Annotated in this window: 20 protein-coding genes and 1 tRNA gene; 12 read left to right on the forward strand and 9 right to left on the reverse strand. The window is 53.7% G+C overall.

Going from position 1 to position 21,924, the window contains the following annotated elements:
- Positions 1-4: 4 nt before the first annotated feature.
- Together RHJ02_RS11695 and RHJ02_RS11700 are read right to left on the reverse strand one after the other, a co-directional pair.
- Positions 5-646: an L-threonylcarbamoyladenylate synthase gene (locus RHJ02_RS11695; RefSeq protein WP_206200307.1), complete on the reverse strand. Its 642-nt coding sequence runs from the start codon at positions 644-646 to the stop codon at positions 5-7.
- An 89-nt stretch (positions 647-735) separates the two neighbouring features.
- Entirely contained in the window at positions 736-1,176 is a 441-nt protein-coding gene (locus RHJ02_RS11700; RefSeq protein WP_206200308.1) for a DUF29 domain-containing protein, read from the reverse strand.
- 139 nt (positions 1,177-1,315) lie between these two features.
- Here RHJ02_RS11700 and RHJ02_RS11705 point away from each other — a divergent pair, with 139 nt between their 5' ends.
- The gene (locus RHJ02_RS11705; protein WP_149819669.1) at positions 1,316-1,720 is read left to right on the forward strand and encodes a hypothetical protein; all 405 of its coding nucleotides are present in this window, start codon (positions 1,316-1,318) and stop codon (positions 1,718-1,720) included.
- A 296-nt stretch (positions 1,721-2,016) separates the two neighbouring features.
- The gene (locus tag RHJ02_RS11710) at positions 2,017-3,267 is read left to right on the forward strand and encodes a hypothetical protein (protein WP_302678368.1); all 1,251 of its coding nucleotides are present in this window, start codon (positions 2,017-2,019) and stop codon (positions 3,265-3,267) included.
- Between the two features lie 6 nt (positions 3,268-3,273).
- Here RHJ02_RS11710 and RHJ02_RS11715 read toward each other — a convergent pair whose 3' ends face one another.
- A complete protein-coding gene (locus RHJ02_RS11715) occupies positions 3,274-4,677 on the reverse strand; it encodes a BCD family MFS transporter (protein ID WP_206200310.1) in 1,404 nt (467 codons plus the stop codon).
- Positions 4,678-4,986: 309 nt separating this feature from the next.
- On the opposite strand from RHJ02_RS11715, the gene RHJ02_RS11720 reads away from it, so the two are divergent.
- Together RHJ02_RS11720 and RHJ02_RS11725 are read left to right on the forward strand one after the other, a co-directional pair.
- Positions 4,987-6,198 carry an MFS transporter gene (locus RHJ02_RS11720; protein WP_206200311.1) on the forward strand — a complete coding sequence of 404 codons (1,212 nt, stop codon included), beginning with the start codon at positions 4,987-4,989 and terminating at the stop codon, positions 6,196-6,198.
- Positions 6,199-6,276: 78 nt separating this feature from the next.
- On the forward strand, positions 6,277-6,813 hold the full coding sequence (locus RHJ02_RS11725; RefSeq protein WP_206200312.1) for a DUF2062 domain-containing protein: 537 nt from the start codon (positions 6,277-6,279) through the stop codon (positions 6,811-6,813).
- On the opposite strand, the gene RHJ02_RS11730 is transcribed toward RHJ02_RS11725, so the two are convergent.
- Positions 6,773-7,504 (reverse strand): peptidylprolyl isomerase, encoded by a 732-nt coding sequence (locus tag RHJ02_RS11730; protein WP_206200313.1) that lies wholly within the window; start codon positions 7,502-7,504, stop codon positions 6,773-6,775. The two genes, RHJ02_RS11725 and RHJ02_RS11730, sit on opposite strands and share 41 nt — an antisense overlap.
- Before the next feature lie 49 nt (positions 7,505-7,553).
- Positions 7,554-8,468: an FtsQ-type POTRA domain-containing protein gene (locus RHJ02_RS11735; RefSeq protein WP_310800249.1), complete on the reverse strand. Its 915-nt coding sequence runs from the start codon at positions 8,466-8,468 to the stop codon at positions 7,554-7,556.
- Positions 8,469-8,595: 127 nt separating this feature from the next.
- Between RHJ02_RS11735 and RHJ02_RS11740 the strand changes: the two genes are divergently transcribed.
- Positions 8,596-9,216, forward strand: coding sequence for a hypothetical protein (locus tag RHJ02_RS11740; protein WP_206200315.1), 621 nt, complete (start codon positions 8,596-8,598; stop codon positions 9,214-9,216).
- A gap of 6 nt (positions 9,217-9,222) precedes the next feature.
- Positions 9,223-9,855 carry an imidazoleglycerol-phosphate dehydratase HisB gene (hisB, locus tag RHJ02_RS11745; protein ID WP_206200316.1) on the forward strand — a complete coding sequence of 211 codons (633 nt, stop codon included), beginning with the start codon at positions 9,223-9,225 and terminating at the stop codon, positions 9,853-9,855.
- Here hisB and RHJ02_RS11750 read toward each other — a convergent pair.
- On the reverse strand, positions 9,852-10,679 hold the full coding sequence (locus tag RHJ02_RS11750) for a pentapeptide repeat-containing protein (protein ID WP_206200317.1): 828 nt from the start codon (positions 10,677-10,679) through the stop codon (positions 9,852-9,854). The genes hisB and RHJ02_RS11750 overlap by 4 nt on opposite strands.
- 110 nt (positions 10,680-10,789) lie before the next feature.
- On the opposite strand from RHJ02_RS11750, the gene ftsH3 reads away from it, so the two are divergent.
- From ftsH3 to menD, 3 genes are all read left to right on the forward strand, one after another.
- Positions 10,790-12,628, forward strand: coding sequence for an ATP-dependent zinc metalloprotease FtsH3 (gene ftsH3 / locus RHJ02_RS11755; RefSeq protein ID WP_302677465.1), 1,839 nt, complete (start codon positions 10,790-10,792; stop codon positions 12,626-12,628).
- Positions 12,629-12,683: 55 nt separating this feature from the next.
- Positions 12,684-12,754, forward strand: a tRNA-Gly gene (locus RHJ02_RS11760).
- Positions 12,755-12,916: 162 nt separating this feature from the next.
- Entirely contained in the window at positions 12,917-14,605 is a 1,689-nt protein-coding gene (gene menD, locus RHJ02_RS11765) for a 2-succinyl-5-enolpyruvyl-6-hydroxy-3-cyclohexene-1-carboxylic-acid synthase (RefSeq protein ID WP_310744588.1), read from the forward strand.
- Between the two features lie 11 nt (positions 14,606-14,616).
- Here the strand turns inward: menD and RHJ02_RS11770 are convergent, their stop codons facing one another.
- A complete protein-coding gene (locus RHJ02_RS11770; RefSeq protein WP_206200320.1) occupies positions 14,617-14,976 on the reverse strand; it encodes a hypothetical protein in 360 nt (119 codons plus the stop codon).
- 437 nt (positions 14,977-15,413) lie between these two features.
- Here RHJ02_RS11770 and RHJ02_RS11775 point away from each other — a divergent pair, with 437 nt between their 5' ends.
- Entirely contained in the window at positions 15,414-18,176 is a 2,763-nt protein-coding gene (locus tag RHJ02_RS11775; protein WP_310744589.1) for an SMC family ATPase, read from the forward strand.
- Here RHJ02_RS11775 and RHJ02_RS11780 read toward each other — a convergent pair.
- Positions 18,173-18,310 carry a hypothetical protein gene (locus RHJ02_RS11780; RefSeq protein ID WP_024125599.1) on the reverse strand — a complete coding sequence of 46 codons (138 nt, stop codon included), beginning with the start codon at positions 18,308-18,310 and terminating at the stop codon, positions 18,173-18,175. The two genes, RHJ02_RS11775 and RHJ02_RS11780, sit on opposite strands and share 4 nt — an antisense overlap.
- A 326-nt stretch (positions 18,311-18,636) precedes the next feature.
- On the opposite strand from RHJ02_RS11780, the gene RHJ02_RS11785 reads away from it, so the two are divergent.
- Together RHJ02_RS11785 and RHJ02_RS11790 are read left to right on the forward strand one after the other, a co-directional pair.
- Positions 18,637-19,377: an FHA domain-containing protein gene (locus RHJ02_RS11785; protein ID WP_206200322.1), complete on the forward strand. Its 741-nt coding sequence runs from the start codon at positions 18,637-18,639 to the stop codon at positions 19,375-19,377.
- Between the two features lie 207 nt (positions 19,378-19,584).
- Positions 19,585-19,911: a 2Fe-2S iron-sulfur cluster-binding protein gene (locus RHJ02_RS11790; RefSeq protein WP_206200323.1), complete on the forward strand. Its 327-nt coding sequence runs from the start codon at positions 19,585-19,587 to the stop codon at positions 19,909-19,911.
- 129 nt (positions 19,912-20,040) lie between these two features.
- On the opposite strand, the gene glmS is transcribed toward RHJ02_RS11790, so the two are convergent.
- Positions 20,041-21,921: a glutamine--fructose-6-phosphate transaminase (isomerizing) gene (glmS, locus tag RHJ02_RS11795; RefSeq protein ID WP_310800250.1), complete on the reverse strand. Its 1,881-nt coding sequence runs from the start codon at positions 21,919-21,921 to the stop codon at positions 20,041-20,043.
- Between the last annotated feature and the right edge of the window lie 3 nt (positions 21,922-21,924).

Genomic DNA, 21,924 nt, shown 5'->3' on the forward strand with positions numbered 1-21,924 from the left:
TGGCTCACTCAACAGTCACCAGTTCTGCTGGCAGCGCTTCCCACCCTTGTCCCTTGCGTACCAGTAGCGGGGGGTCAACGGTGAGATCAAGGATACTCGACATTTGCTGTCCGGGGGGTTCGCCGGTATCAATAATTAAATCCACCCGTTTGTCAAAGGCATCGAAGAGATCTGCGGTATTCACGTAATACGTCTCGTCGTCGGGCAGTCGTGCTGAGGTGGAAATAATCGGATTCCCCAAGGCGGTCAACAGCGCTTGGCTCACAACGTGGTCAGGTACGCGAATCCCTGTGGTTTTGCGTTTGGGATTTTGGACAAGGCGGGGCACCAGTTTGGTAGCGGGGAGCAAAAAGGTGTAGGGGCCTGGGATCAGGCGACGCATGAGGCGATAAGCGGCATTGCTGACATAGGCATACTGGGCAATGTTGGAGAGGGAAGAGCACAAAAAAGTGACGGGTTTATCGTTGGAGAGTTGCTTGAGTTGGCGTACCCGTTGCACCGCTCCTTTGTGGTTCATGTCGCAGCCAATGGCATAGACGGTATCCGTGGGGTAGAGCATGACTGCCCCTTCCTTGAGGGCCTCAACAATTTGGGCGATCGTGCGGGGCTGGGGGTTAACCGGATGAAGCTCAAAAATCGCTGCCATTCAAAGATCCGCAAGGGCACTGCCGCTATAACGTAGTTTTAGTTTAACGGCAATAGCACGGGCGAATGCACCTCATCTAGTGTTTTGAGCTAAGTGTCCGTTTCGGGGAGCCAATTCTGGGTCAAAACCCTCTCTAGGGGATAAGGGCAGGTTTCAGGAAAGGTGCTCAGCGGTAAACCCGTTTGCTCTGCTGCTTGGCGGCGAGCGCGTTCATAGTTTATGGCAAGTTGGCTGGCCGGATAATCCCGCAAGCTCGGACTATCAGCTATGGTCAGCTCAATTTGAGTGCGGGCATCCGTGATCGAATCCAACCAACTATCGGATCGGCGCTGGGGTTGATATTGCCACTTTAAGAGGTGTAGCAGCAGACGAGTTAACTGGCTATTGATGGCGCGCCGTTCACTTTTGCCCAAGTCCTCTACCTCAGCAATGAGATGGGGCAGATCCAACTCTTGCCATCGTCCTTCTCGCAACAATGCCACTGTTTCTGCAATCCACGCACTGTAATCTTGGTCGTACTGCTGCTTCATTGTTCCTAGATAAGGCGTGCCAGCATGATTCTTAGATGCAATTTTCAGAATAGCGGAACTACAAGACGGTACTCGCGGTCTTTAGCTCTAGCACTATGTGGAGTACAGTACACTAGATTCGGTTAGTGGATGGTTCTCAATGAAAAACTCCTTGCGCTATCTCCTGTTTGGCTTGGGTGTGGGGCTGGCGATCGCCCTTGTGCCCCGTTTACCTGTTTTGCACTCTCCCGATATGGTCATGGCGCAGGGAACCAGTCAGACCATTTCCCCCCAAGGGCTGGCGAACCACCTCAAGAAAATCAATGCCAAGATGTACGGTGCCTACTGGTGTCCCGCTTGCATGAAGCAAAAAGAACTCTTTGGCAGCGCTTTCAAAAGTATCAACTATATTGAGTGCGATGCCCGCGGTACCAATGGCCAGCCAGAACTGTGCAAGCAGGCCAATATCCGTGCCTACCCCACATGGGAAATCAACGGTAAACGCTATGAGGGGGTCTATCCCCTAGAGGGTCTAGCTCAGCTTTCGGGGTATCAGGGGCGCTAATGCTCGCGAAGCCTAAAAACTCTTTATGAGGAGAGAACTTGGCACCAATTTTTATCGTCGGTTGTCAATTGATTGTCTTGTTGTTTATCATCAAAAAGTAGTAGGGTGTTTGCGCTAGTCAGCGATCAAAGGTACCTAAGTCATTCTTGTGATTAGGATCACGGGAAAAACGTGCTTTCGATCACCAGTTAACGATATGTTGCCTTCTATGATGCAGGTATGTTAGACCCTCTCAATTGTGCCCCTGAATTCCAGCACGGTCGGTAGCGGCGTGGCTTAGGAGCGCATTATCCCCTATGAATACTTGGATAAAGACAAACGACTACCAACTGATTTATGAACACTTGCTGGAATGCGTGCAGCACGAGAGTCCACAGCAAGTCATTGAGCGGTTTCGTGCCCTTTTTCTCATGGGCTATACCTATCCCGATCGCCAGATTCAAGAAGTGATGGATCGGATTGTGACGGGGGCACGGGTGGCAGATAATTTTCGTCCCTTTATGAACCGCTGCTGCCACATTTTGATTAACCGCTGGCAGTCGCGTCCTTTGCTCCAAGGGGCAGTTCCCGAATTTCTGGCTATGCTGCAAACGCCTGTGGCGATGCCGGCGGGGGGTCTGAGCCGGGCACCGATTGTGCGTAAGCTGCGGCTGCTCCTCAAGGATTATTTAGAGAGTGAAGCCTTTCAGAAGCTCCAGCGCATGGTGCAATTTCTGCAAGAAGATGCCCAAGACGTTTCACAGATTCAGCAAAATAGCGATCGCCCCCTTGCCACCTTAATTCGCCGCTATCCCTATCTCTATAACCACTGCTTGGTGGGCGATGACACGACACCCGAAGACCTGCGCTACATTCAAGACTTTCAGCAAAAGGCCACTCAGCAGTTTGAAATGAACCTGAGTCAATACCTCACGAGTGAGTTTCGCCGTGCTCAGGGGCATAACAATATCCCACTGGTGAAAAATCCCACGTTGCTCTCTGCTGAGGAAGTCAGAACCTCGATTCAACATTTTGTCGGTAAGGTGGATGGCCGCCACACCTATCGCGACTTGGCCAGTCAATTTGGACAGCGGCTGCAACGCCTGAAATCCACCCGCGACTTTCGGGATGCCTTCTTCCACTACTTGACGGACACCACAGCGGATGTGGGGCGGGGTCGCTTTCGCCAGCGCTTTTACCAGTATTTGGAAACGCTGCCCCTCTTTCAGCAGCCACAACCTCTGAATGAATTTACGATTGTGCGCACCTGTAGCCAGACCCTCAACTACTTAGTGGTGGATAGCGCCCAAAATCCTAACCATCTGGTTTTTGTTGACTTGCTCAATACCATCGGCACGGCGGCAACGATTGGCTTATTGCTCAAGGTTGTGCTCCTCAGCAAGAAAGTAAAACCCTACCTTGAAAAACGCTTTGCGATCCTGTTTAACCACTATCAGTCCTTTAGTCGCGGCAAGGTACGCTGGCTGGTGAATTGCCTAGAGCATTTTAATATCGCCCATGTCACCCACTTTGGTAAGTTGGATTTTTCCTTCTTTGCCCGCTGGTAGGTGACTCTATTCCAAGTCCTCAGCCAAGACCTTGGCGATCGCCACCTGAGATTGTTGGCGAAATTGACTGACATCCACTCGTTTCAGAAGCAAGACAGCGGCCAGCATTCCCAGCATCGGCAGACAAAAGACAAATCCATAGGCGAGGATCGGCACGCCAAACAGTTGACGCCCAATATCAAGGGCCGTTCCGCCGACAACAGTCGCTGATCCCCGGGCAATAGCCTGCGCTAAGCCCCAAGCGCCAATAAATGTCCCCGCTGTTTCCGCCGCCGTTAAGTCCAGCATGAGACTGAGGGCACCCGTTGTTGTCACCCCAGCGGCAATGCCAAAGAGAAAGAGTTGCAACTGAAAGAGCCACACCTGCTGCGTGACGCCTGAGATGATCAAGAGCAAGAACATCAAGGCCACCCCCCAACAGCCATAGGTGGTGGTGCGGATCTTGCCGAGGCGGGGCACAATCAAAAATCCGGTGAAACTTAGACCCACAAGGGTACCCATGCCCCAGTAGGCATTCAAGCGGGTGGTTTCGGCGATCGTCATGCCAAAAACTTCACCGCCAAAGGGTTCCAGAATCGGTTCCTGAATAAATAAACTCAGGGTCATCAGGACAAGGAAGAGAAAAAAGCGCCACGTTTGGGAGTTGGCCGTGAGAATTTTCAGGGCGCGACCAAGGGTAATGTTTTCCGGATTGTCACAGGCACGGCTGCGCACATGGTAGCGGGAATACTTGGCCTCAACCCCCCACGTGCTGGCGATCGCGAGGGCAAAGACCACCGTCAAAACCACCAAAAAGAGGCGATTAACACTTTGTTGTAGCAGTTCAATGGGGGGGTCTAGCTCCAACTGCCGCAGCAGCACACTACTGAGAATGGCACCCGCCACAATGCCCACGGTCAACATGGACCAGACAATGCCCACCAATTTGCCCCGATCTTCCTCTTCGGAGACATCCACGAGCAGGGCAGCAAAGGGGGTCGAGCTACTACTGACACAAATGCCATAGGCGGCAAAGAGCAATCCCAATAGGCCAATCCACCCTTGGGTGATGAGACTCCAGCCCGCTTGATCTAAACTCTGCCCCACCTGCCAGATCACTTGAACAATCGCGTAGGTGACCAACGTAAAGGCCAAAGCCCCACCCCAGACATACCCCGTGCGATGATAGCCGCCAATGGGATGGGCATCGGAGAGCTGACCAAACCACACGCGCACCGGTGAGACAAATTGATGCATGGCGATCGTCAGCGTCACCAATGTGGCCGGCACCGCCAGTTCTTTAATCAGGATGCGGTTGAGCACCCCCAACACCAGAATCGACATCATCCCCAGTGCCATCTGAAACAGACCCAAGCGAAACATGACCCACAGGGGCAGCGGCGGGGGTGCAGCGGCAGAACGAGTGGCCATACCTCACTCAACTCACATCACTGATAGAAGATGATAAATGATTTTCAGGGCAAATTTAGATTGCCATCAAGAAGGAAATCGTCAATGATACAACTAGGGCAATCAGTGTCAAAAAGAGCGATCGCTTCAAAGATTCCGTATAAGCAGACATGGGTGGCATCACCTCATCAGTAGGATGTTTTGGGCTGTGTCCAATCGATGGGAAAAGGACTGTATTGTGTTAAGTTGTAGTCTTTTATTGTACTGCCTTTTTCTGGGGGTCAAAACCGTACAGGGCAGGCATCCATCAGTTGAGGACGTATCACATCAATGGGGATCAACCTACGCTCACCATTATTCATTGTTTTACTCACAATTGTCATCGACCGTTTGGGTGAGAGTCTGATTTTCCCCATTTTGCCCTTCCTCGTGGAGCGATTTAACTTTGATGCGTTGAGCTTGACGCTGTTATTTTCTGCCTTTGCTGCTGCCCAATTCATTGCTGCTCCCCTTTTGGGTGCCCTCTCGGATCATTGGGGACGTCGCCCGGTGTTGCTGATTTGCATTGCCGGTACGGCCCTGTCCTACATTCTCTTTGCTGTGGCGACGGTTCCTTGGCTGCTCTTTGTCTCGCGGATTATTGATGGTCTCACGGGGGGCGTGGTTTCAACGGCTCAGGCCTATATTGCTGACACCTCTGCTCCAGCAGATCGGGCTAAGAACTTTGGTTTAACGGGGGCAGCCTTTGGCATTGGCTTCATTTTTGGGCCGGCCATTGGCGGCAGTCTAGCAGCCATTGATCTCAAGTTGCCGATTTGGTTTGCAGCGGGCTTGGCACTGGTGAATGTCATCTTGGCCTATTTCATCTTGCCAGAGTCATTGCCCGCAGCCCAGCGATCGCCCCTGACCCTAAAGAGCTTTGCCTTGCAGCAACAGTGGTTGGAGCTATTCAATCAACGCACCCTCCAAGCCTTACTCATGGCCTTCTTTATTTTCAACTTTGCCTTTGCTGGCTTTACCAGTATCTTCGTCCTCTTCTTGAAGCGGCAATTGAGTTGGGGACCTGCCCAAGCGGGGATCATTTTTGTGATTATTGGCGTGGTGAGTACGATTGTGCAGGCGGGCTTGATTCGCTCATTGATTCCTCGCTTTGGTGAGCAGCGCTTGAGCTTGGGGGGATTGCTCCTAGTGGCCTTGGCCTTGTTGGGGATTGCGGCGGTGCCCAGTGCGGGCGGCTTTAGTGCGCCCTTGCTTTATGGGTGTGTGGTGGGTTTGGCCTTTGGCGTGGGAATCATGTTGCCCTCGCTGCGAGGGGTGATCTCCAATCGGGTGCGAGATCAAGATCAGGGGAAAATTATTGGCGCTAGCCAATCACTCCAAAGTGTGGCGGGGATTGCTGGACCGGCATGGGCAGGGTGGGTCTTCGATCGCTGGGGTGGGGTGGCGCCCGCTTGGCAAAGCAGTGTGATGATGGCGATCGCCCTTGGCTTTTTGGCGCTGGGATTGGGCAAGCCCAAGGATGCGACCCCTAGCACTCTCTAAGCAAAATATGTCAAACTGCTAAGCAAAGACCTTTATTCGCCCATTTTTTCAACCTTTGAACCCTCTCGACGCTCACCTATGATGCGGTTGTCTTTTCCTCAGCCTTCTCGACAGCCCCGTTGGCTCCATGCTTGGCGACGATCGCTCCGCTATCACTATTTGCGCTTGATGCGCTCCCACAGTAGCACTGAGAGTATTGCCCGTGGCCTTGGGGCAGGGGTCTTTGCTGGCATGCTGCCCCTGTTTGGGGGGCAAATACTTATTGCCGTCACGGTGGCCCTCCTTGTGCGCGGCAACAAGCCCTTGGCTGCCCTTGCCACTTGGGTGAGCAACCCCTTCACCTATGTCCCCCTGTTTTGGTTTAACTTTCAGGTGGGTTGGTGGCTGATGGGGCAGCCTGCCCTATCTTTTGGTGAGTGGCAATCTTGGGAAAAGCTCCTCGAACAGGGGGGGCAAATGGCAACGATTCTGATTTTTGGCAGTGTTTGGGTGGGCGTGGTTGCCGGACTCCTCACCTACGCCCTGTGTTTGCGACTGCTACCCACCCTGCGACAACGCTTTCGGCGGCGTTCTGCTATGGCTGCTGTAAATTTTCTAAACCGGCCACAACCTTAGCGGATTGCAGGCGATCGCCCTGTTGGATCCTGTCCACCACGTCCATACCATCGGTGACATAGCCAAAGACGGCATAATTGCCATCCAGAAAATCCAGTTGATCAAGGGCAATATAAAACTGGGCTGAGGCCGAATCGGGGAGTTGCGATCGCGCCATGGCCACCGCACCGCGCGTATGATTGAGAACGGGTGAGACTTTGCCCGCTTGGCTATAGGTGGGGGTGTCACTGCCCTGACCGAGAATTTCTAGGGGAATGTAGCGGGGGCGATTGGTCGCGGGGTCAATGAATGAACCCGTGCCGTAGAGTTGCGGCGACACACTGGGGTCTTTGCTCTGGGGATCCCCGCCTTGAACCACAAAGGGTCGGGGTTCACGAACCACACGGTGAAAAATCGTGCCATCATAGACTCCCCGCTGCACTAAATCCACAAAATTGCCAGCGGTAATCGGGGCAGCATCCCCCTTCACTTGAATCGTAATCGGGCGATCGTTGACTGTCAGTACAACCGTTGCATCGCCATTGAGTCGAGGTAAATTGGCCATAGGGGTTGGGCTTTGTGCTCCTGGAATTGAACTGGTGTCAGCCACTGAGGAGAGTGACGCGCAACTCACCAGCAGAAGCACACCGAGCACCATCACCAACTGTGGCAGAAATCGGGGCAATCTTGTGCCGAACTTCAGGGGTTTCATTGACCAGCCACTCCAAGCTAACCGTTCTATTATGCCGTGCCCTTGCGCCCTAATGACTGCGGGGAAGGGGTTGCTGTGTTGGTTGTTGCCGCAGTTGCACTAAGGGTTCATCGGGGTTCACCAAGTCAATAAAGACCATTTGGCGGGGATCCAAGTACTGAGGTAACTGCTTGAGGCTGGCTAGGGCACTGAGTTGTTTCTTCAATGTGGGACTATGCCACTGCACCACCCCAAGATGAACCGGCGCGAGGGGGGTTTGGACAATTAGATTCTGTTCATTGCGCCAATCTAAACCCGTAATCGGTAAATCCTGCTGCTGGAGAATCTGGTGAATTTGCTGCCACTGCTGCTGGCGATCGCGATCGATGGCCATTGTCTGCGGGCGCGGTGCATCCTTAACGGGTACAAAATACCCCTGCAATTGGAGTGTGGGCATTGGCTTCACGGCACTGGCTTGATAGCTACTCAGCGGGGCAACAAATCCGAGGCCATCCACCAACCAGCGACTGGCAGGCCCTTGCAGCTGCCCGGTTGCACTTATTACCCAGCATTGATTGCAGGTGGCGACTGCGACAGGCTTGCGTTCTTGGACTTCGACAATCAGTGTCGGCGGAAAGAGTTGGCGGGCGATCGTCACCCGTTGCAGAGGCAGCGTCGTTTCTAGGGCATGAATGATCTCCTGTGGCCGCAAACGCAGCAGTGACTCCGGATACTCAAGGGGCAATTGTGCCTGCAACGCTTCCGTTTTCAGCAGTTGATTGCCGCGAATCACCACTTGCTCCGGGCGGCGGATAACCCAGTCCGGCAGCGTCAGTCCCCAAACCAGTCCCCCTGTTAAGGTCAAGAGGACACTGGTACGCCAAAGCCCTGCCAGTTGCCGCCAGCGGCGTTTACTTTGCAATTGGCGGCGCCGTTCCCGAATGGCATCATGAGCCGTTGTCCCCTGAGGGGTGGGATTTACCATGGCCACGGCCTCAGTCTTGAGGAAAATTGGAACTTAGGATCCTGCACGGGCTGTCATTACTTGGTGGTAAGATACGCGATGTTGATTGTCCGCTTGACTGCCTCTATCTTAGTAAAGGCTTCGCACCATGCCCCTGAATACATTTGCTCACTGCTCAAGATCATCGCTGCTCCTCGGGGTGTTACTACTGGGGGTACTCCCGCGGGCGGTGTTTGCTCAGAATCAATCTTCTAGCCCCAATGTCCAGATTGTGAATCCCACACCCCCACCCAGCTCTTCAATCTATACCCTTGAGGGGGGCAAGCGCTTGATGGATGAGGCTGCCGCCGCAGTCAATAGCCAAAATTATGCCGTCGCCGCTCGCAAGCTCTTAGAAGCCCGTACGGTGATGAACCAACTCTCGAACTTTTACCAGTCCCTCAACTCTAGCTTTTTGGGGATTGATACTGCGGCTGCCGATAGCAACCGTCGCCGTGCCCTAGAAGCAGCACAACTGCGCGATCAAGCGACTTTTCAACTGGCTTTGGTCTATCGCGCTAATAACCAACCTGAGCTTGCCGTGCCCCTTTTGGTAGAAATTATCCGCAGCCAAAACCCCACCCGTGAACTGGGACAAAAGGCCTATCAGCAATTGCTAGAATTAGGTTTTGTGGATGTGCCCTTTCCGCGTACGGGGGCAATTCCTTCCGGAACGCCTGCGGCGAGTCCACCGCCAGCCACCTCTGCCAATCCCCAACCGCGTCAGTAACGCTTCATGAACGACTCTCTCCTCAGTAATGGCCACGCGCCTCGGTTGCGCCAAGCCACGGTCGATCGCCAGACCAAAGAAACTAGCGTTCACGTTGAACTGGTTCTCGATGGCAATGGTCGAGCGGACAATCACACGGGGATTCCCTTTCTCGATCACATGCTGGATCAGCTTTGCTCCCACGGCCTTGTGGATTTGCGGGTGCAGGCCACAGGCGACACCCATATTGACGACCACCACACCAATGAGGATGTGGGCATTACCTTGGGGATGGCACTCGATCAAGCCTTGGGCGATCGCCGGGGGATTCATCGTTTTGGTCACTTTGTGGCTCCCCTTGATGAAAGTTTGGTGGAAGTTGCCCTAGACTTCTCGGGGCGTCCCCACCTTAGCTATGGGTTGCAGATTCCCACGCAGCGGGTGGGCACCTATGATACGCAACTGGTGCGGGAGTTTTTCGTTGCTTTGGTGAACCATAGCCGCATGACGCTGCATATTCGCCAATTGGATGGCATTAACTCCCACCACATTATTGAAGCGACCTTCAAAGCCTTTGCCCGTGCCCTACGCATGGCGATCGCCATTGACCCGCGCCGCAGTCAGCACATTCCCAGTTCTAAGGGGGTGATCCAAGCTTAGGTGTGGACGTGCCCATCGGGCATAATCGCTCCCGTGAGGCGTGCCCCGGTCAGTTTCACTAGGAGGCGATTGCCTTGGCTCATCTTTGCTCCCCGTAAATCGGCACCCCGCAGATCAGCCCCACTCAAGTCAGCACCAATGAGATTAGCCTCTTGCAGGTCGGCATAGCTGAGATCTGCTTGCAGCAAATTGGCGCGAAAGAGATTGGCGTGGCGCAGGTTAGCACGGTGGAGAATCACGCGGTGCAAAAAGGCATCACTGAGATCGGCATAGCTGAGATTGGCATGGCTGAGATTGCGCCCCTCAAAGTCCTTTTCGCTCAGGTTGGCTCCCTGTAAATTCACCCCCGACATATCCTTGTGGGGAGGCGTCGTGCGGGGTGGTTCTGGGGGCGGGGGCGCGGCTGTGCGTTGGCGCTGATAGGTGCCGTAGGTGTGGTTGTGGTGTTGGCTATAGGTCTGGTGCGTCGTTTGCTGCGGCTCACGGGGCGCATGATAGCTGCGATAGGTGTAGGGATTGGATTGATAGCGTGGGGGTGGCGGCGAGGAACGATAGGTTTGCCGCTGGCTAGCAGTCCGCTGGGAGGTTTGGCTGCCGTGTCGGGCAATATGTTGCCGCAGTTGATCCCGCGCTTCATTAAACTGCTTAATTTTCTCTTGTGCCTTCTCGATTAGCCGTGTGTTGTCCTTCGGGATGCGATCGGGATGCCAAATAAACACTAAATCCCGATAAGCTCGGTTCACTTCCTCGAGGGTTGCCCCCGGCTCCAACTCCAGTACCCGGTAGCAGGTGTCTAAATCGAGCATTTTCTGACGGCTTATCATGGATATTGATGATCTTAACCACGGGACTGCTCACCTAGGGTTGCGAAAGAATGCGTTAGTATGAACTTATGTAAAGACTTTTCACTTTTCCTAGCGGAGGATGGCGATCGGTGAATAAACAATGGCGAAACGCAGGTTTATATGTTCTTCTTGCAATCGTGGTGCTGGCCTTGGCCACTGCCTTCTTTGATCGCCAACCCACGACCAAACAGACATGGCCCTACAGTGAGTTCATCCAACAGGTCGAAAATCAGCAAATCACCAAAGTCAGTATTACCCCCGACCGCTCGCAGGCACAAGCGATTACCCAAGATGGCACGCGGGTGCTGGTCAATCTTCCCAACGATCCTGAACTGTTGGACATTCTCATTAGCAACAATGTGGACATCGCCGTCTTGCCCCAAAGCAACGATGGCTTCTGGTTCCGCGCCCTGAGCAGCTTACTGGTTCCCATTGGTCTTTTGGTACTGCTCTTTTTCCTGTTGCGGCGTGCCCAAGCAGGTCCTGGCAACCAAGCGATGAACTTTGGTAAGTCACGGGCACGGGTACAGATGGAACCCCAAACCCAAGTGACCTTTAATGATGTGGCTGGCATTGATCAGGCCAAGCTGGAACTGGGTGAAGTGGTGGAATTCCTCAAGTACGCCGATCGCTTTACCGAAGTGGGCGCCAAAATTCCCAAGGGGGTTCTCCTTGTCGGGCCTCCCGGAACGGGTAAAACCCTGCTTGCGCGGGCAGTGGCTGGTGAAGCGGGCGTTCCCTTCTTCTCAATTTCTGGTTCTGAGTTTGTGGAAATGTTCGTTGGGGTGGGTGCCTCACGGGTGCGCGACCTCTTTGAACAAGCCAAAGCCAATGCCCCTTGTATTGTCTTCATTGATGAGATTGATGCCGTCGGTCGCCAGCGCGGTGCTGGTCTGGGGGGGGGCAATGATGAACGGGAGCAAACCCTCAACCAACTGCTGACGGAAATGGATGGCTTTGAGGGGAATACGGGCATCATTATTATTGCTGCAACGAACCGTCCGGATGTTTTGGATGCAGCACTATTGCGTCCGGGGCGTTTTGACCGTCAAGTGGTGGTGGATCGTCCGGATTACAAAGGTCGCCTCGATATTCTCAAGGTTCATGCCCGTGGCAAAACCCTCGCTAAGGATGTGGATCTCGATAAAATTGCCCGCCGTACCCCCGGCTTTACCGGTGCGGATCTCTCGAACCTACTCAATGAAGCGGCTATTCTGGCGGCTCGCCGCAACCTGACTGAAATCTCCATGGATGAGATTAACGATGCCATCGATCGCGTCCTCGCTGGGCCTGAGAAAAAAGACCGTGTCATGAGCGATCGCCGCAAGAAGTTAGTCGCCTACCATGAGGCGGGTCATGCCCTTGTCGGTGCCCTGATGCCCGACTACGATCCCGTTCAAAAAGTGAGCATCATTCCCCGGGGGCGGGCAGGTGGTCTGACTTGGTTTACTCCCAACGAGGATCAGATGGATTCGGGTCTCTATAGCCGTGCCTACCTGCAAAACCAAATGGCCGTTGCCCTTGGGGGTCGCATTGCTGAAGAAATTGTCTTTGGTGAAGAGGAGGTGACAACCGGTGCCTCAAACGACCTGCAACAGGTGGCACGGGTGGCTCGCCAAATGGTTACCCGCTTTGGCATGAGCGATCGCCTAGGACCTGTGGCCTTGGGACGGCAAACCGGGAATGTCTTCCTTGGCCGCGACATTATGGCAGAACGGGACTTTTCCGAGGAAACGGCTGCCACCATTGATGACGAAGTGCGCAATCTCGTCGAGCAAGCCTATCGTCGTGCCAAAGAGGTCTTGGTGAACAACCGCCACGTCCTTGACCAAATTGCCCAAGTGCTGATTGAAAAAGAAACAATCGATGCGGAGGAACTCCAAAGCATCTTGGATCGCAACGATGTGAAGATGGCAACGATTCCCTAGGCTTGCCCTTTGCGATCGCCCCAAGGGTCGTGCTAATGTAGTATTCCTTGGGACTGCGGGCATGGTTTAATGGTAAAACCCTAGCCTTCCAAGCTAGAGACGCGGGTTCGATTCCCGCTGCCCGCTTAACACTCAACTCCTTGAAGAACCTGCATTTTGGCGTATTGCAAAGACTCTGGGATGCTCTTTCAAAGTCTCAAAATAGGCTCAAACTGGATTTAGCACCCTATTCTATGGGTGGCCTATGGCTCAGCCACTTCGGCTAGGATAGCACTTCTGGATTGATGAATGATTCTCACTGAAAATCTCAATGTCCTCTGGGCGAGCGTCCTCTTTGAAACCCTCTATCGCTTAGGACTGCGGACAGTCGTTCTCTCGCCGGGATCACGTTCGGGACCATTGGCGATCGCGGCTGCTGCCCATCCCCATCTTGAGGCCCTGCCGATTCTTGACGAACGCTCGGCAGCTTTTTTTGCCCTTGGCCTTGTCCAACAGCAGGGACGACCCGTTGCCCTTGTCTGCACTTCAGGTACTGCTGCGGCCAATTTCTATCCCGCGATTATTGAAGCAAGCCTTAGTCATTTACCGTTAATTGTGCTGACCGCCGATCGCCCCCCCGAATTGCGCTTTTGCCAAGCGGGACAAGCCATTGATCAGGTGCATCTCTATGGTCATGCCGTACGTCACTATCGCGAACTAAGTCTGCCGGAACTTGCTTTGCTGCCCTACCTGCGGCAAACCCTCTGCCATAGCTGGCAAACTGCCCTCTGGCCAGATCCAGGCCCAGTCCATTTGAATATTCCTCTACGGGATCCCCTTGACCTGCGCCCTGAGGCCAATTTTCATGGGGCACTTCCTGAAAACTTCTTTGATCAGGTGCAGCCCTTTGTGCCGCCTCGGGTTGTCACCGCTCTCCCTTGGCAAACATGGCAACAGATGCAGCGGGGGTTGATTATTGCGGGACCCAGTCATGGGGTGGAGCCTTTGGCGGAAGCGGACGCGATTGATCGCCTGAGTCGGTTTCTGCAGTGGCCAGTGCTTGCCGATGCCCTCTCCTACGCACGGGGACTGCCCCACGGCATTACCCATTACGATCTGCTGCTGCGAAATGGCCACCTACGGGAATCCTTGCGTCCTGAAGCAGTGATTCAACTGGGACCGCTGCCCACCAGTAAAGCCCTGCGGGAGTGGCTCAGTGCCTGCGATCCGCTGATCTGGTGCCTTGACCCCACGGGCGATAACAACAATCCCCTCCATGGCCGCTGTCAGACGCTGGCGATCGCCCCCCAAGATCTGGACTGCCCCCCCGACCCCCTGCCCCCCAACCCCTACCTCAAGGACTGGCAAGACCACGATCAACGAGTACATGAGCAACTGAAGCGAACCTTGGAGGCCATTGATTGGTTCTGTGAGGCCAAGCTGATTTACCATCTGCCGCAGTGGTTGCCATCGCAAACGGCGATTTTTGTGGCCAGTAGTATGCCCGTGCGCGATGTTGAGAGTGTTTGGCGGGCGAGCGATCGCCACCATCGTTTTTACTTTAATCGAGGCGCCAACGGCATTGATGGCACATTATCTAGTGCCTTTGGGGTTGCCCATCGCGGTCAGCCCACCCTCTTGATCACGGGGGATTTGGCCTGCTTGCACGATACCAATGGCTGGCTGATCACGCCCCAGTTTCAAGGGTGTCTAACCGTACTGCTGATCAATAACAACGGCGGTGGTATTTTTGAGCATCTACCGATTCGGCGGTTTGATCCACCCTTTGAGAGCTTTTTTGCCACCCCCCAAGCGGTCAATTTTGCCCAGCTTGCAGCGGCCTACGGCATTCCCTATCACTGCTTACAAGACTGGGCGGATGTGAAAACCCAACTTTCCCTTGCCCCTTGGCCAAAGGTACGACTTTTGGAATTTAAGAGCGATCGCCAGCAAAATGCCCAATGGCGCCAGCAGGTACTGGCTCACCTCACAATTTAACTTGCGGTACCTCAGTGGCTATGGATGTGGTGGGAGAGCAACTGCTCCTCTAGCGCCGCAATCTGATTGTAGGCCGCCGTGAGTTGTGCCGTCAGCCGTTGAATTTGCACCTCTGGACTCAGGGGGCGATCGCCACTGAGGTTGCGTGTTTGGCTATAGTCATCATCCACCAGAATATCCTTGTGTTCTGGGGTACTCACCAAAGGACGCGGTTTGGGCAGAGGATTCTGCTCAGTAGGGGTTACGGGCAGAGGCTTGAGCCGCCCCTCCTCTAGGGCCTTAGAAACCTTTTGGTTGAGTTGTTCAACGATCTGGTAGAGGGCATCAATTTTGTTACTCAGAACCAGAATCTGTTTATGTAATAAATCCACAGGTCAAATCCTCTCGTGGTGGAATGCTGTAGTTGTCAACTCAACTGCCTCTAGGGAAAATAGCGGTGCGAGGCATCACCAACCCTAGGCACTAGAAATACACTTGATAGAGTAGGCATTTCCCCAAGCGTAGGATGCCTAGCGTCAGGAGCATCGAGTGCGGAGACCAAGCTTGCCGAGAAACAAGGGTATTACTATAGATCCAGCCTAGGGAAAGTCACTCGCCAATGGCAACTTTTTCAAAAAGACTTAAGACCAAGTAAACTTTTGTAAAAGTATGGATTGTTTTATCAATGCAGAACACCTGCCGACAAGCAATATTCTTCAGGAACTTCACACTTGGCTGAGCGAGGGTAGCTAGCTTCTGGTCTCTCACTTGTTGTTTGATATGGGTTGATCAACGTTCTATCAACTGCCCTAGCCTTTGGAGACAGACGGTGGAAATTCAGCGACTAACCCTAAAAAACTTTAAGACCCACCGCGATCGCACGTTTGAGTTTCTGCCCGGTGTGAATGTCATCTGTGGCGAGAATGGTGCGGGCAAAACCAGTATTTTTGAAGCCATTGCTTGGGTTCTCTTTGATGCCACCTCGGGCTATGGCAGTGGCTTTAATAAGGCGATTATTCGCAAGGGTGCTAAACGCGCCGAAGCCACAGTTCAGTTTATCTCGGCAGCAGATGGTCGCTCCTATGTGGTACGGCGCAATACGCAAATGGGGTACGCGATTTATGACCCCCAAGTGGGAGACCTCGGTCTTTCGTTGCGTGAAGATGTGCAGGTGTGGTTGCAGGAGCACCTTGGTATCCGCAGTGCCTTTCCGCTTCGGGATCTCTTTGAGCAGATCATTGGCATTCCCCAAGGGATGATCACGGCGGATTTTCTCAAGCCACCCGCCCAGCGGCGGCAAGTTTTTGAACCGATTTTGCAAGTCAGTGACTATCGCCAAGCCTTTGACAATGCCCTTGCCCTCGTGAATTTTTCCCAAGAGCGGGTGGTGTCCCTAGAGCGGCAGTTGGCTGTGCAAAAGCAGGAACTGGCCACGCGATCGCAATATGAACAACAGGCAACCGCCTTGGCAGCGGAGCTAGAGCGCGATCGCCAGCAGTGCGAGGAATTACACCAACAATGTCAGGCCTTAGCCACCGAAAAACAGCAATACGAAGCTGCCGTTGAAACGCTGAACCGTCTTGCGCAAACCTGTCAGCGCCTCGAAGCCCAACTGCGTCAGCAGGAGGAACTCTGTCGCGATCGCCAGCGCCAGTTGGCCGCAGCTCGCAATAGCCAAGCCCAGTGCCAGCAACTGCAATCCGACTATGATCGCTATCGGCAGCAAGAGAGCCGCTACCAAGAACTTGAGCAGCAACTACGGGGACGAGCTGCCCTTGAGCAGAACATTCGCAAGCTAGAGCAGCAGCAACAAAAGCTGGCCACCCAATTAGCTAGTATTGAAAGCCAACGCCAAGCGATCGCCACCATTGCTAGTCAACTTGCTGCCCTTGAACCCCAAATTGCTGCTGCCGACGCCCTCGATGCCGAAATTGCCCCCCTTGAGGCGCGCTACCAGCAAGCCCAGCAGGCGGATCAAGAACTGCGCCACCTCAAGCAACAAGCGGCAACGTTGCAAGCCCGCCTTGAGAAAATTGCGCAACAGGTGCAAGCCCTAGAGCAACAGCGTCCCATAGCCGCCACCTTGAGCGCTAAACAGGCAGAACGGGAGCGACTCCAAGCCCAACTCAGCCACGCCACCGCCGCCCATGCCTTTGCTGCTACCCTCGATCCCATTCTCAAGAGAGCGCAAACCCAAGCCACGGAAACGGATCCCCTTGTAGCGGCGGCGATCGCCGAACTCACTGCCGCTCAGCAATTTGCTCTAGTTCGCCCTGCCATTGAACAGGGGCTAACGGCACTCCAACAGCTGCAGGAGAACTACCGTTGGCTTTTGGATCAACTCACGGCACTGCGACAAACCCTCACAGATCCTGCCGCTATTCCTGCCCTCAACCAAACGTTAAAACAGTTAGAAACTGACATTGCCCGTGCTGCCGCCGCAGAACGATCCCTCTTGCAAGCCCAAGCCCTTGAGGAGGAACGCAGCCGTTTGGCAGCAGAGCTTAAGCAGTTGGGCGATCGCCAGCAAACCGTAGAACCCCTAAGCAAAGAACTCACTGATTTAGAACGCCGCTTGAACGAGTTACGGGAAGAACGCGCCAACCTTGGCCAACCCCATGCCCAGCGCCAACTGTTACTGGAGCAGCAGGCAGCAGCCCCCCAACTGGAAGCCGACTACGCACGTTTGGGTACCGAACAGGCCACCCTACAAGCTCGCCTCACCCCCCTCTATGAGGAACGCCAACACTATGCCACCCTTGAGGAACAGCGGCAACAGCTTAGCGATGAGCTAGCTAGACTACGTCCCAGCTATGATACCTATCTCCAACACCAGCAGCAGGCCGCCCAAGTAGAAAGCTATGAAGCTGCCCTGAGAACAGCTATGCAAGCCGCCAATGAGTTGAAAGCTGCCCTTGCCAAAGCCCAAGCAGAGTACAACGCCCAAGAGCAAGAGGTCGATTTAGCCGCTCTGGAAGCCGTGCGCGATCGCTACGAAAACCTACACCGCGAGTATCAACGGCTCCTTGGTGCGATTCCTGAAAAAGAAAAGCAGTACCAAAGCTGCCTTGCCACCCTCAAGCATCTTGATGAAGTCGCCGCCGAAAAGGAAAAGACACTGCAAAAGCTGGTAGCGGCACAGAAACACCACTATCTGATTGAGACGGCCCGCGAGATTTTCAAAAAGAGTGGCCCCCGCGTCAGTGAAGCCTATCTGCACACCGTTTCCAGCGAAGCCGATCGCCTACTGCGCGAACTCCTCAATCGTCCTGATGTAGCACTCCAGTGGACATCGGACTATGAGATTCAGGTGAATGAAGGCGGCTACTGGCGACCCTTCAAAAGCCTCTCCGGCGGTGAGCAAATGTGTGCGGCCCTTGCGGTGCGCTTAGCCTTGTTGCGGGTACTCGTGAACACCGACATTGCCTTTTTTGATGAGCCGACCACCAATATGGATCAGATGCGCCGCCAACAACTGGCCGAGAGCCTGAGCAACCTCAGAAGTTTTCATCAACTTTTTGTGATTAGCCACGATGCAACCTTTGAAGCCCTCACCGAGCACACGATCCATCTGGAGCGATCGCTCCCTTAGGCGTAGGCCGTGTGGAGAGCCCACCAAATGAGTGCCGCAATAAAGCCAAGAATCAAAACGGCAGAAATCGCGATCATCGCTGGGCTGTCGGCACCATCAAACTTCATAATGCCGCGATTAAAATCCGTGGCCATAGGAATAAACTCCAAGCACCATTGAATCCACAGTAACCAAATTAATTTTAGGCTGCTTTTTTGGCAGTGGGGTTGAGGATAACGACTTGTTACGATTTGTGGCGCTCCCTAAAAACCCTCTTAAATGTGATCAATATCACAGCAGCCCTAGGTGAAACAGGCAAAGGTAGAAGTAAGCACACAGCCTAGACCACTTGTTGAAGTGTCACGTTTTGTAACGTTTTGTAACGTTGCTCCTGCCCTAACTCAAGCTGAAGGCGGGGAGGATTCAGATTTGCAGAGGGGATGATTTCTTGAGGGCTGTTGAAATACGGGGGATAGAGGTAATGAATAGCCTGCAACAGGAACGTCACGTTTTAATTTTGAATACCGTGGGTGGCCGGCGGGCGATCGCCCTTGAGGCAGCGGCCTACTCCCTTGGGCGCGATGAGAGTAATGCCATTGTTATTGACTTTGAAACGGTTTCTCGCCAGCACGCTATTCTCCTGCGGGTACCTGTCCCCGGTACCACCAGCTACCGCTATCGTTTGGTGGATGGCAATGCCAATGGTAAGCCCAGTACCAACGGCACCTTTGTCAATGGCAAGCGCATCAGTAGCCATGAATTGCAGCACGGCGATGTGATTCTCTTTGGTCGTAAAGCCAAGGCTTCCTATCTCATGCTCTCGATGGCGGATACCGAGTTCAGCCAATATCTGCAATCCATTGCCTTCCAAAGCATTAAATCCGATCTGCGGGGTGCCAAGGAAACCCTTGTGGGTATGGAGCTAAGTGGCGAACTGCGGCGAACCCCGAGCCGTGAATTGGTGGCAGCGGCAGCCACGCAGTTACATCCTGAAGCCGAATCCGCAAAAGAGACCTTGGCCAGTGAGAGCGACAGGGAGCCGCAGGGGAACAACAAAGAAACCGTCCATGAAAAAGAGAGCCAAGGCTCAAAAACCAGCCTCGTGGGTCTAGGGGCGATCGCCCTTGTGGTTGTTGCCATTATCGCAGGAGCCGTCTGGCGATCGGGCTTCTCCCCCAGTCAACCGCAGGGTACACCACCTGCCACTCAAACCGGCAACTAGCTCAACCCAGATCCTGCATTGCTTTGATAAATAGTTTCAAAGTATAAACAATTCCGTATAACAGTCGTTCCCCTGAGTGCCTTTGCTAAAATGAAAGCAATATGGAATGCGTTCTACAACTGCCTGTGGGGTTGCGATCGCTCTAAAGTCATGAGTTAAGCGGACAAACAGACAGACATTTCAAAAGCCAGTTTTAGGAGAGCTTAAATGACAAAGCGGGATCATAGCAAAGTTTATAGTGTCACACTGGTCAATGAAGCAAGAGGCTTGAATAAAACTATTCGTGTTCATGCCGACGAGTACATTCTTGATGCTGCCGAAGCCCAGGGCATTGCTTTGCCCTACTCCTGCCGCGCCGGTGCCTGCGTCAACTGTGCTGGTCGGATCATCAAAGGGACGGTGGATCAGTCGGATCACTCCTTTTTAAAGCCCAAGGAGTTGGATGCTGGATTTGTGCTGCTGTGTGCGGCCTATCCCACATCCGATTGCGTGATCTCAACCCACGAAGAAGATAACTTACTGAACTTGACTTAATCTTTTAGTTAATTTCGTCATTATTATCGCTCAAAAATTAAGTACCCCCTAGGAGCAGAACCACAAGTTTTTCTATGTGGTCTTTTATCTTTTATTAGTTATTGGCATTGCCGTCGGTGTAATACAAGGTTATTCAACGGTTACTGACTTGGCGAGGTTGCGGGGTTGATCGACATCTAAGCCACGGCGGGCAGCAATGTGATACGCCAACAGTTGCAGGGGGATCACCGTCAGGATGGGGGAGAGAAGCTCATCGACCTCGGGTACAGGTAAAAGGTTATCGAAGGTGTGCTGGGCTTCAGCCCCGTCGAGGGGGGTGACACCAATGAGGCGGGCATCGCGGGCACGGGCTTCTTGGGCATTGGAGAGGACTTTCTCAAAGACACTGCCGGGCATGGCGATCGTGACCACCGGTACTTTGGCATCGAGGAGGGCGATCGGGCCATGTTTCATCTCACCGGCAGGATACCCCTCGGCATGGATATAGCTAATTTCCTTGAGTTTGAGGGCACCTTCGAGGGCAATGGGAAAGTTGATGCCGCGTCCCAAAAAGATAAAGTCTTGGGTCTCGGAAAAGTCATGGGAGAGAGCTTCAATATAGCGTTCTTGGCTTTCTAAAATTTGCTCCATCTGGGCAGGCAATTGGCGCAAGCCAGTGACGAGTTCCGCCAAGCGGGAGCGATCGCAAGACTGCCGCTGCCATGTCAATTCTAGGGTCAGCAGATAGAAGGCCATCAACTGGGCAACGAATGTTTTTGTGGCGGCTACGCCAATTTCAATACCGGCACGGGTATCAATAATGTGGGGCACCAGATGCCCAAGACTACTTTCTGGGCGATTGGTAATCCCCAGCAAACGAGGTTGGAGAGCGCCCGCGAGTCCTTGGCGGCGTTTTAGCTCCATCTCTAGAGCGGCAAGGGTATCGGCTGTTTCCCCAGACTGGGTGACACCAATGGTCAGGGTATGGGGTAGCAGGGGCGGCGGCGCGTAGCGAAACTCTGAGGCATATTGCACACTGGTGGGAATCTGGGCGATTTGCTCAAGAAGATATTTGCCCACAAGGCTGGCGTGCCAACTGGTGCCACAGGCAACAATTTGAATGTGCTGCAGATTTTCGAGGAGGCTGGGGTCTAGGTGCAATTGCACCGGGCTAAAGGAACTGTTCTCATCCCAATCGGCTCGCAAATAGTCCTCTAAACAGGTGCGCACCACCCCCGGCTGCTCATAGATTTCCTTGAGCATGTAGTGCTTAAAGCCCTGCTTTTCCACCATGACGGGGTTCCAGTTGAGGGTGCGAGGGGTTTTGCGTAGGCGATGTCCCGCAAAGTCATAGACTTCAACCCCTGTGGGCGTCAACCGAGCCAGTTCGCCATTTTCCAGCGGCAATACAGCACGGGTATAGGGAATGATCGCTGGGGTATCGGAGGCGCAGAAGAATTCCCCTTGGCCAAAACCAATCACAAGAGGAGCTTGCTGCCGGGCCACGATCAATTCATCGGGATAATCTGCACAGATAACGGCGATCGCAAACGCCCCTTCCAATTGATGCACAGCTTGACGCACTGCTTCTAGGAGGCCATTGGCGGTGGGGGCCTCAGGCAACGCTTCGGCAATCAGGTGGGGAATGACTTCTGTATCGGTTTCGGAGCGGAAAATGTGCCCCCGCGCTTGGAGTTGCTCCCGCAGTTCACGGTAGTTTTCAATGATGCCATTTTGCACCACGGCTAGGCGATCGCGGCTGTCGCGATGAGGGTGGGCATTGTGTTCCTCTGGTTTACCGTGGGTCGCCCAACGGGTGTGGCCAATGCCAACATGGGCAACAATGTCGAGCTGTTCAACTTTTTCGGCTAAGTTGTGGAGTTTGCCCTTGGCGCGCACACAGAGGAGTTCGCCCTCATTGAGGGTGGCAATGCCAGCGGAATCATAGCCCCGATATTCCAGCTTTTGCAGCCCCTGAAGCAGGACTTGGGTTGCTCGCTGTGGGCCAATATAACCAACAATGCCACACATAAT

It is taken from the genome of Thermosynechococcus sp. TG215 (assembly GCF_031583455.1).
Classification (GTDB): domain Bacteria; phylum Cyanobacteriota; class Cyanobacteriia; order Thermosynechococcales; family Thermosynechococcaceae; genus Thermosynechococcus.

What these genes read in the sequence shown, in the direction of transcription:
- RHJ02_RS11730 (WP_206200313.1), bottom strand. Translation starts at nt 7,504, where the DNA reads ATGAAACCCCTGAAGTTCGGCACAAGATTGCCCCGATTTCTGCCACAG.
- glmS (WP_310800250.1), bottom strand. Translation starts at nt 21,921, where the DNA reads ATGTGTGGCATTGTTGGTTATATTGGCCCACAGCGAGCAACCCAAGTC.
- RHJ02_RS11780 (WP_024125599.1), bottom strand. Translation starts at nt 18,310, where the DNA reads ATGGCCACGGATTTTAATCGCGGCATTATGAAGTTTGATGGTGCCGAC.
- RHJ02_RS11735 (WP_310800249.1), bottom strand. Translation starts at nt 8,468, where the DNA reads ATGGTAAATCCCACCCCTCAGGGGACAACGGCTCATGATGCCATTCGG.
- RHJ02_RS11750 (WP_206200317.1), bottom strand. Translation starts at nt 10,679, where the DNA reads ATGATAAGCCGTCAGAAAATGCTCGATTTAGACACCTGCTACCGGGTA.
- RHJ02_RS11740 (WP_206200315.1), top strand. Translation starts at nt 8,596, where the DNA reads ATGCCCCTGAATACATTTGCTCACTGCTCAAGATCATCGCTGCTCCTC.
- RHJ02_RS11790 (WP_206200323.1), top strand. Translation starts at nt 19,585, where the DNA reads ATGACAAAGCGGGATCATAGCAAAGTTTATAGTGTCACACTGGTCAAT.
- RHJ02_RS11710 (WP_302678368.1), top strand. Translation starts at nt 2,017, where the DNA reads ATGAATACTTGGATAAAGACAAACGACTACCAACTGATTTATGAACAC.
- RHJ02_RS11695 (WP_206200307.1), bottom strand. Translation starts at nt 646, where the DNA reads ATGGCAGCGATTTTTGAGCTTCATCCGGTTAACCCCCAGCCCCGCACG.
- hisB (WP_206200316.1), top strand. Translation starts at nt 9,223, where the DNA reads ATGAACGACTCTCTCCTCAGTAATGGCCACGCGCCTCGGTTGCGCCAA.
- RHJ02_RS11785 (WP_206200322.1), top strand. Translation starts at nt 18,637, where the DNA reads ATGAATAGCCTGCAACAGGAACGTCACGTTTTAATTTTGAATACCGTG.
- menD (WP_310744588.1), top strand. Translation starts at nt 12,917, where the DNA reads ATGATTCTCACTGAAAATCTCAATGTCCTCTGGGCGAGCGTCCTCTTT.
- RHJ02_RS11705 (WP_149819669.1), top strand. Translation starts at nt 1,316, where the DNA reads ATGAAAAACTCCTTGCGCTATCTCCTGTTTGGCTTGGGTGTGGGGCTG.
- RHJ02_RS11715 (WP_206200310.1), bottom strand. Translation starts at nt 4,677, where the DNA reads ATGGCCACTCGTTCTGCCGCTGCACCCCCGCCGCTGCCCCTGTGGGTC.
- RHJ02_RS11720 (WP_206200311.1), top strand. Translation starts at nt 4,987, where the DNA reads ATGGGGATCAACCTACGCTCACCATTATTCATTGTTTTACTCACAATT.
- RHJ02_RS11700 (WP_206200308.1), bottom strand. Translation starts at nt 1,176, where the DNA reads ATGAAGCAGCAGTACGACCAAGATTACAGTGCGTGGATTGCAGAAACA.
- RHJ02_RS11725 (WP_206200312.1), top strand. Translation starts at nt 6,277, where the DNA reads ATGATGCGGTTGTCTTTTCCTCAGCCTTCTCGACAGCCCCGTTGGCTC.